Origin of the sequence: Tateyamaria omphalii, assembly GCF_014651375.1 — a bacterium.
Taxonomy (GTDB): domain Bacteria; phylum Pseudomonadota; class Alphaproteobacteria; order Rhodobacterales; family Rhodobacteraceae; genus Tateyamaria; species Tateyamaria omphalii.
Genome location: NZ_BMWT01000006.1, coordinates 257051 through 266014, shown reverse-complemented (window position 1 = coordinate 266014; position 8964 = coordinate 257051). Strand labels below are relative to the sequence as shown.

Genomic DNA, 8964 nt, shown 5'->3' with positions numbered 1-8964 from the left:
AATTGACCGTGCGATGCGTCCGGATTGATCGGGACGGACAAAAAACACAAAATCCGACACCAGAAACTCGGCAAAACACCCGATGCTTGACACGCGACACGTGCCTTCGCAGACCCAGAGGCGTCACTGCTCTTGTCAGTGGGGGTGAGCGGAAGAACGATTGTCTACGAAAACAATTGCTGAAAACGGACGTTGCCATCTTGGCCGAATTTCACATGGTTGACATTTGTGTACGCCCAGCGAAAGCGCGCTCGACCCCGCTGACCGACAAGCGCAGTCCCGAGATCGAATGTCCGGTTTCGGCTAAAAAACGCGAGTGACATCAGCACGATGCGCGGCAGCACGATGCGCGGCCAAGGTCAGGTTCGAGCCCATTTTACCTTACTATGCTCGCGCAGCATTCTGCGGAAACAGCTTACCTGCGATATCAAAGGCTGACTAAGACAGGACCCGCCATTCATGACCAGTGCGCCAATTAGAAACTACTTTTTGATCTGGCACGTGTCAGCTACCAATGTTGGCAAATTATGAGACGCAAACCAAAAGTGAACGCAACGATCCAGGATCACACTGTACTTCAGAGATCAGTTTCCAAGCTCATCGCACTTGCGGCCATTGGCGCAGCCTTTGTGGCTATTGGTGTTTGGATGATTATGGGAGGTGCAGTGGACTCTCGTCATGGTGAGGCAACTTTATACTGGGGCTGGATTGGCACCGTGTTCTTCGGGTTATGCTTGCTCGTTGCAATCAATCGCCTCATCTTTGGACACCACAAGCCGGTTGAACTGTCACCGCAAGGCTTCTGGGACAAGCGCGCTCTTGCACAGGAAGTACCTTGGAGTGAAGTCTCGCGAATTTCGGTGTGGTCCCACAGAGGAACTTCCATGCTTCGTATTCAGTTGACTGATGAAGCAATGCAGCGCAACAAACTCACTACTCTCGGTCAGACAACAAGGTGGCCTAACAAGCTATTTGGCCTCGATGGGATTTACGTCGTGTCCGCGGACTTGAACATCTCCTTTTCTGAGCTCGGCTTGCTGTTTCAGAAGCATCTATCAGAATACAATCCAACGGCAACAGACGACACGAAGTAGCGAAGCGGTAAAAGTCTGTGCGCGTATTTCTTGGTGGGCTGTCCTTTTCATCGACCGACATTCAACAAACCATCAGTCTTGTTACCAGCGTCACCGATCCTGCAGCTACAGCGAACGGCAGCAATACGGGCAAGACCGCAGCATCCTGCAGGCTGGTTTGACGTCCGCAACGCGCCGTCGGTCCCGGCCCTCGATCCCACGACACCTAGGATGCTGTGCTCGCTCTCATAACCGCAACAAGCTCACGCTCCCAACCCATTGCAATGCAGCCAACTTCGCATTTGTTGGTCGCCCACCGGTTTCATAACCCCGTCAGCGACGCCGAGTCCCCGAATATCTCTTCTCGGCGCGTAAACAAACTCCCTGTGAAACTCCGGCAAGCAAAAAACCCGCTTGACGAATTGGGACAATTGTCCCAATCATGGCGATAGGACAAATGACCTAGAATCATAGACGGGACACCAAATGACATATGACCTCTTCTCACCGGCCACATTGGGAAGCCTTGAACTTCCAAACCGAATGGTAATGGCACCGATGTCTCGGAGCAGGGCCATGGAGGACGGCATTCCGAGCCAGCTGATGGTTGAACACTACGGAGACCGGGCAACTGCGGGACTCATCATTTCAGAATCTGCGCCGGTATCTCAACAAGGCGTCGGTTACCCGAACACGCCGGGTATTTTCACCCCGCAGCAGGCAGCAGGTTGGTTGCGGGTCATGAATTCTGTTCGGTCAAAAGGTGGCCGCATGTTTGCGCAGCTGCAGCATTGTGGTCGTATTTCACACCCCTCACATCAGGAAGAGGGAGCGTTGCCTGTCGCTCCGTCGGCCCAAAAGCCCAGTGGTTTCGCGTTCACAGCAAATGGCTACAAGGAGTTCGAAACGCCTCGGCAGCTTGAGGTATCGGAGATTGCCGGTGTTGTCGGTCAGTTCCACCACGCTGCGAAAAATGCGCAAGACGCAGGATTTGATGGTGTGGAAATCCACGGTGCAAACGGATACCTGATCGACCAATTCCTTCGAGATGGGACGAACAGGCGCACGGACGGCTATGGTGGGAACGTAGAGAAGAGGGTGCGATTTCTGCAGGAAATCCTTGATGCAGTCATAACCGTTTATCCGGCGGAGCGCATTGGCCTGAAACTCTCTCCCGAAAACAGTTTCAACGACATGAGCGACTCCAGCCCGCAGGTGAACTTTGAAAAGATTGTCGCAGCCATTGCCGACCGCGGCTTGGGATATTTGCATGTCACCGAAGCCAGCATGGATACCGGGGGGCATATAGAAGGAGCGCCAAGGGCGGTGGACTACAACAGGCTGCGCGCACTGTTTCGAGGCACCTACATCGCGAACAACGGGTATAGCAAAGACCGCGCTGAGACTGCGATTCAAGCGGGCCATGCTGATCTTGTTGCGTTCGGCGCGCCGTTTCTAGCAAATCCCGACCTTGTCCGGCGGTTTCGCGATGGTCTGCCTTTGAATACCATCGACAAATCAACATTCTATATGGGCGGCGAGATGGGATATAATGACTACCCTTTCGCAAGTGCTGATTTGCCGTCAGCGGCTTAGGATTGCGTACATCGAAAGGACCAAAAATGGCGGCATCTGCAACACGCGAAAAGATCATCACCTCAGCCGACAGGTTGTTCTATGAACGTGGTTTCGAAGCGACGTCATTTGCGGATGTCGCCAAGGCAGTCGGCATTTCGCGGGGTAATTTTTATTACCACTTCAAAACAAAAGACCAGATTCTTGATGCGGTCATTGAACGTCGCATCAAGGATCGCCACGACATGCTCAATGACTGGGTTGATGACCGTCAGACACCCAAGCAATGCGTCGCAAGCTTCATTGGCATATTGCTGATGAACAACAAGAAAATCCGATCATTCGGATGTCCGGTGGGCACCTTGTTTTCGGAACTGGCGAAACTGCATCATCCAAGCGAGTCCGGTGCAAGGAAGCTTTTTGATCTGTTTCGCATCTGGTTGCGCCGTCGTTTTGAGGACATGGGACGGCCGCACGATGCCGACGCGCTCGCGATGCACATTCTCGCGCGCAGTCAAGGGGCGGCCACATTGGCCAACGCCTACCCGAACGAGCCATTCCTTGAAAACGAGGTCAATCAGATGATCGCATGGCTCGACGCTGTGGCTGACCAGAATGCAAAGAAAGACTGAAAGGCTGAACATGTACATCATTACACTGACACTCACTGAGCAGAGATCGAAAGCGCCTGACTTTATGGCCGCCCACAAGGCTTGGATCGCTCAGGGTTTCGACGACGGGGTTTTTCTCTTAGTCGGCAGCCTCAAACCTCAGGGTGGCGGGGCCATTTTAGCAAGTGGAACTGATATCACTTCGATAGAGAAACGCGTTGCCGAAGACCCGTTTGTGACCGAAGGAATTGCAACACCCCACATCCAAGAGGTTGCTCCTGCTCGCACAGATCCCCGGTTATCTTTGTTTTCCGAAGCTGCAACATGAATGACTACATCGGGCCAGACGGGCGAACCAGATGCAAATGGGCCGGGTCGGCGCCGGAATTTCTAGACTACCATGACCATGAGTGGGGGTTCCCAGTCTCGGACGACATCCGGCTGTTTGAAAAACTATGCCTTGAAAGCTTCCAATCAGGGCTAAGCTGGCGAACCATCCTAAACAAACGTGACGGGTTTCGCGCGGCCTTCGATGGCTTCGACTTTCACAAGATTGCTCGCTACGGCGCGAGTGACATGGATCGGCTGCTGAGCGACACAAACATAGTGCGCCATCGGGGAAAAGTCGCCGCTGTGATCAACAACGCGGCACGCGCGCTGGAAATGGTTGATGAAGAAGGATCACTGGCAGCCTTTTTCTGGAGTTTTGAGCCTGAGCCGTCTGAACTCGGTCCGCCCCAAACGCAATCCACAAGCGAAACCTCTATTGCACTCGCGCGCGAACTAAAGAGGCGGGGGTGGCAATTTCTAGGGCCGACGACGACCTTTGCATTTATGCAAGCAATGGGGTTGATTAACGATCATAGCGAAGGCTGCATCATGCGTGCAGCAGTCGATGAAGCCCGGCGCAACTTTCAAAGGCCCTGAACCAAGTCAATGCCGAAGCAGACTTTGGTGCAGCAGCAAGGAATTGGTGTCTTTTCCGCCATGTCACTTCCAGGTTTTCGCTGGTGCAGCGAACGGCGGCTACCCGACCCGTTCGGTGAATTCTTTGCCCGCAACACTTAAAAGGAAATGGTGTTGCTGGCATGGCTCTGATGCACAGTCATGTCATTGATCAGCTCGAGCGGCTTAAGAACCCGGATCGCAAGATGAGCTTCTTACACGGTACCCGCTCCAAGCGTGAAACAGTCTGTGTCGAGGACTTCGACAAACTGGCCAAGGAGTGTCCAAACTTCACTTTTTACTCAGCGGTGCCGGATGCCATGCCGGAGCATGGCTGGAAGGGTGCACCAGCTTCATCAACAGTGTCCTGTATGACCAATACCGTATGAACCACTTTGCACCTGAGGGCTGCGAATAATACTTGAGCGGCCCGTGCATCATAAGCTCGTCCTGCATCAAATGCTGTTTGAGCTTGGTGTTGATCGGGAAAACATCATGCTGGATGACTTTGGCGGATAGCTCATTCGAAGCTCTCCAATCTGAAGACAAAGTTGAGGACGGCGGGTGGCCAATACGGCCTCGCGGCCCGCTTTGTTTTGGCAGGTGCCGCTGCAAAGAGATGTCTTCAGACTGTCCGGGCGTATAGGATTGGACATTTGGGCGTGCGCGCCTGTCGATCCGGACAATCCACGCGGCACAGTAGCTTATCATTGAGACGTTACTCTGCATCGCCCCTTTCAGAATACATGGCGCAGATTTGAACAAACAAGCGTGTTGATTACCAAGGAGATAGATAATGCAGCTTCATGCTTCGCACGTCGCTATGCTCTGTGCCGTCGTTGCTGTTTCAGCGTGCTCGAGTTCGAGCACTGACTTTCAAACCGGCCCCGGCATTGACGCAGGCGCAACGACATCAAGCGCGCTCGTCGTTCTGAACCCGGATGGCTCTTTGCCGGATCAAAACTTCCGTCCAGGAACATCCGGCGTCAGTGATTCCGCAACGGTTTCAGATATCGGCGGGGTGAGCGGCTTCGCTTACCAAATTGGCAGCATCGAAGGCCGCAACGAGTTCCGCGCTGTGGCCGGGATCCGCCCAACAAGTAACCCTGGTGCAGTTCCGACCGTGGCGACAGCGGTCTATCAAGGCGAATACTCTTTAGGCTATGCTGATCGCAATGAAACTATAAAGCAGACGGGTAACATAACCCTGAACGCCGATTTCAACGCCGGGTCTCTGCGTGGCGGCGCCGATGGACTGGTTGTCGATGGTACCATCAGTGGACAGACGGTTGGCGGCCAGGCCACGTTCCGCGGTGTGAACGCGGACATGATCGGCGTGATCGGAGATACGCGCGCGGTGACAGCATTTGCCGGTCGAACACCCGATGCGGTTCTGGGCGGCGGCATCATCGCCGACCGGCAATAGTACGTCCGATTAAATGACAGCAAAGCACATTCTATCTGCCCGTGTACGACCGCGGCGCTACGCCGCCGCGCTCGTAGCTGTTTTTTTCTGGGCATCGCCATCTGCCGCAATCACCGATGCGGACATCGTTCAATTGATCGCTCAAGGTCGCGTTAACCAAGCGCGCGCCATCATGTCCCAGTTCGACCCGTCAGAAACGGATTGGCTGTTTTTTGAAGGGCGGGTGGCGAAGGCAAGCGGAGCATATCAGAGCGCAATTCAGGCCTTTCGCGAAGTGCTGCGCCGCGATCCATCCTATTTGAATGCAAAGAGGGAACTCGCGCATACCCTCTTACTAGTCTCAGACTACCGGGGATCAACGCACCACTTCCGACAGTTGCTGCGCATTGACAAAGATGCAATTCAACGACGCGGCTACATCATCTTTCTTGATGAAATCAATAATCGCAGGCCGTTTTCGTTGTCTGCGCGCTTTGCCGTTGTTGCATCAAGCAACGTCAATCGAGGTAGCTCCGAAACGGTGTTCCATCCAGGCGTGCCCGACATACCCTCGTTCAACATTACCAGTCGGGCCGAGACAGGCACTGGCGTTGAACTTGGCTTGCATGGAGTCCACAAATGGCAATCATCAAACGACCTGCGCTGGACGTTCACTTGGGGAATCTCTGGCCGCAAATTCAAATCGACCGAATATGACCGTGCAACACTGTCTGGGCGTCTAGAGTTCGGAAGACTGACCGCAGACCAAGTGTGGGCTTTTGGTCCGTTCACACGCCTTACCTATCGCGGAGATGACAGTGACAATACGGCAATCGGCCTCGGCGGAAATCTGACACGGCGTATTTCATCGAACTACAGTCTTTTTTTGTCAGGCAGCGTAGAGCACCGCGACTTTTCATATCTCAAAATGCAGGACGGGCCGCTATACGCGCTTCAATTCGGCTTTGACCGCGTCGCTTCACACGGGACGATCACGCTTGGAGCACGACTAAGGATCGCGCATCCAGAACAGGCACATCAACGCTACGCCGAACATTCTGTCTTTCTAGGCAGGTCTAGAAGTTGGTCAGGCGGCTTGCACGCAGGCGCGCAGGTTGAAGTTGGCCAGCGGGCATTTGATGCTGAGTTCCCTTTGGCGGGAGTGGCCAGACAAGATGATTTTGTCCGCCTCAATTTGACAGTGCGTCACGATGCGCTGCGGGTCGGCGCATTTGCCCCGACACTGACATGTACCTTTGGCGACACGGGCAGCAACGTCGCATTTTATGAGCATTCCGTGAACGAATGCACAATCGGTGTCACTCGCAGATTCTGAGTAAAGACTTTTCTTTCCAAACCGCTCTACAGCGGTCAACAGGAAATGATACCACTGCCGCTGTCTTGGCATGGTGCTCCCCCGCTGTTTATCTTGATTTTGTTCGCGGTCAGTTTTGCTTTGGACACGAAGCGCATACCAAGACTATGCCCAACCAGCTGTGTGATGACCGAAACCAAGCCTGCACCAATCGATTGGTCAATCCAAACCAAAGATCGGTTAACCACTATGTAGAAGCAATGCGCCCAAGTGGTCTGGTGGAACTAGTGACCTCGCAAGATGACAAATCTGCCTGCGATCGGAATTTAGAAGGGGTCTGTCCGGTGTGCTTTTTGAATGCAGTGTAGAAGGCTGATCGAGAGTTGAAGCCCACAGCGTAGACCGTGTCGCGTATGCTTACATCGGCATTTAGAACTGTAGATTTTGCTTCTTCTATCCGCCACCAGTTCACGAAATCAAAGAATGACTGGTTGATATGTTCATTCAACGTTTGAGACACATAGTTCGAAGATGAGCCAATATGTTGCGAAAGCTTAGTCAACGAAAGGTTCGGATCTCGATACAAAGTCTCGGTCTGCATTGCATAGTGCAGTTTGCGGGCAATCCGTTTCGCATGTTCCGATGCCAAAGCGCTTCTAGAATACTTTGCTACGGTCTGATCAGTATCAGCTGAAAGTGTCGCGGCGCGTTGTTTTGCATGCAGCCCGGGCGCTTGACGCAAGCCACGTGCGGTCAGCAGCACGACAAAAAGCAGGACGGTCGCACTGTCGAGCACCGGATGCACCAACAGGCCAATGCCAAATGTCCTATTTACGAACGACAGCAGACAACCGAGCGCGTACAATGCAAGAACACCGGCTATTCCAATAACCCAGAACAACTCGTACTTTTCAGTGCTCGCGAAGACATGTTTGAGCTGAGCCGCATGGCGCCGTTGTGCCAAAAAGACAAGAGCGGCATACACCAGCCATTGCAGGTAAACGACCGGCTCCAGTGCGAGAAGGACCATGACGTGTAGGATAAGATAGTCGGGCCTCTCCTCAAACAATCCGGTAACGTCAATTGCCTGGCGCAACTCGACAGGTACTAGCAAAAAGGTCATGGTCGCCACGACTGCAAAGGCCGGAAGAACAAGGTGTCTCAGCACGGCGGTACGACGCAGAGCATCGCCTTGACGGGTTAAAAGCCAAACCTGAAACAGGAAAACGGGTCCAACGAACACAGCGCTGGCATAAGACACCATATGAACTGCTTGGCGCCACTCAAATGGTAAATCTGGGAAAACAGCCTTTGACAATTCAAATAATTGGCTGAGAAGAAAGGCCAATAGCAAGCAAGACGACATGCTGTAGACCCGGCTCAAATGACGCTGGAGAAAAAAGGTAAGTGCGGCAATCGAACCGACCGCGAACCCCGCAAGTTGGATAGCAAAGATGTAGATCGACAAATCAGGAGTCATGAACAGCATCCCTTGAAAGAATGGAGCCGCAATCCCAAAAGTCCGAGTTTCTTGGCTGCATGACTGAGAATTATGCGAAGGGCCTTAGACTCACAACGCGCACCGACGGCGCAAGTGCACCGTCTACACACCAATAAGAGAAATTCCGCCTACTGCAGGTGGAAGGTAACTGTTTGATTTGCACGCTCTGGCCCGAACCGCATGTGATCGAATGGTGGGACCATTGATACCCTCTACACTGCCGACAAGCTTAAATGCCCCCACGTCGCAATGTGGATCGTTGAAACCGACGGATCACCCTTCGCATTTATTCGAGACCATGACGTCCATTCGCGGGAGGGACACCACTTCCCGAGCCTCCCGACCCGTTCGCGAAGGTTGGATCAGTTCATTGACGACCCGACTATGCTCGGTCATGGTTCGGCATTCATCGCGCGGCGCATCGAGGAACTGTTTGCCAGCGGTATCATCGCTCTTGCGGTCGATCCACATCACAATTGCACGAGAGCCATCGCTGCCCACAGCAAAACAGGTTTCAGGTTCACGGACCGATCGTGCGA

9 protein-coding genes are annotated in these 8964 nt (G+C 53.4%); 8 read left to right on the top strand and 1 reads right to left on the bottom strand.

The genetic code is table 11. From position 1 onward, the window contains the following. Positions 1–527 precede the first annotated feature (527 nt). The 8 genes from IE087_RS19700 to IE087_RS19665 all read left to right on the top strand — a co-directional run bounded on the left by IE087_RS19700 (position 528) and on the right by IE087_RS19665 (position 6945). Positions 528–1094 carry an STM3941 family protein gene (locus IE087_RS19700; protein WP_189371091.1) on the top strand — a complete coding sequence of 189 codons (567 nt, stop codon included), beginning with the start codon at positions 528–530 and terminating at the stop codon, positions 1092–1094. Between the two features lie 465 nt (positions 1095–1559). After that, entirely contained in the window at positions 1560–2669 is a 1110-nt protein-coding gene (locus IE087_RS19695) for an alkene reductase (RefSeq protein WP_189371090.1), read from the top strand. Positions 2670–2695: 26 nt separating this feature from the next. After that, a complete protein-coding gene (locus IE087_RS19690; protein WP_189371089.1) occupies positions 2696–3280 on the top strand; it encodes a TetR/AcrR family transcriptional regulator in 585 nt (194 codons plus the stop codon). 10 nt (positions 3281–3290) lie between these two features. After that, positions 3291–3587 (top strand): YciI family protein, encoded by a 297-nt coding sequence (locus IE087_RS19685; RefSeq protein ID WP_189371088.1) that lies wholly within the window; start codon positions 3291–3293, stop codon positions 3585–3587. Beyond that, the gene (locus IE087_RS19680) at positions 3584–4186 is read left to right on the top strand and encodes a DNA-3-methyladenine glycosylase I (RefSeq protein ID WP_189371087.1); all 603 of its coding nucleotides are present in this window, start codon (positions 3584–3586) and stop codon (positions 4184–4186) included. The genes IE087_RS19685 and IE087_RS19680 overlap by 4 nt, the downstream gene beginning before the upstream one ends. Positions 4187–4347: 161 nt before the next feature. Beyond that, a complete protein-coding gene (locus tag IE087_RS23815; protein WP_189371086.1) occupies positions 4348–4593 on the top strand; it encodes a hypothetical protein in 246 nt (81 codons plus the stop codon). A gap of 407 nt (positions 4594–5000) precedes the next feature. Beyond that, the gene (locus tag IE087_RS19670) at positions 5001–5630 is read left to right on the top strand and encodes a hypothetical protein (RefSeq protein WP_189371085.1); all 630 of its coding nucleotides are present in this window, start codon (positions 5001–5003) and stop codon (positions 5628–5630) included. 13 nt (positions 5631–5643) lie between these two features. After that, positions 5644–6945 (top strand): surface lipoprotein assembly modifier, encoded by a 1302-nt coding sequence (locus IE087_RS19665; protein WP_189371084.1) that lies wholly within the window; start codon positions 5644–5646, stop codon positions 6943–6945. A 226-nt stretch (positions 6946–7171) separates the two neighbouring features. Here IE087_RS19665 and IE087_RS19660 read toward each other — a convergent pair whose 3' ends face one another. Then, positions 7172–8404, bottom strand: a complete 1233-nt coding sequence (locus IE087_RS19660) for a helix-turn-helix domain-containing protein (protein WP_189371083.1) — start codon at positions 8402–8404, stop codon at positions 7172–7174. Positions 8405–8964: the final 560 nt, after the last annotated feature.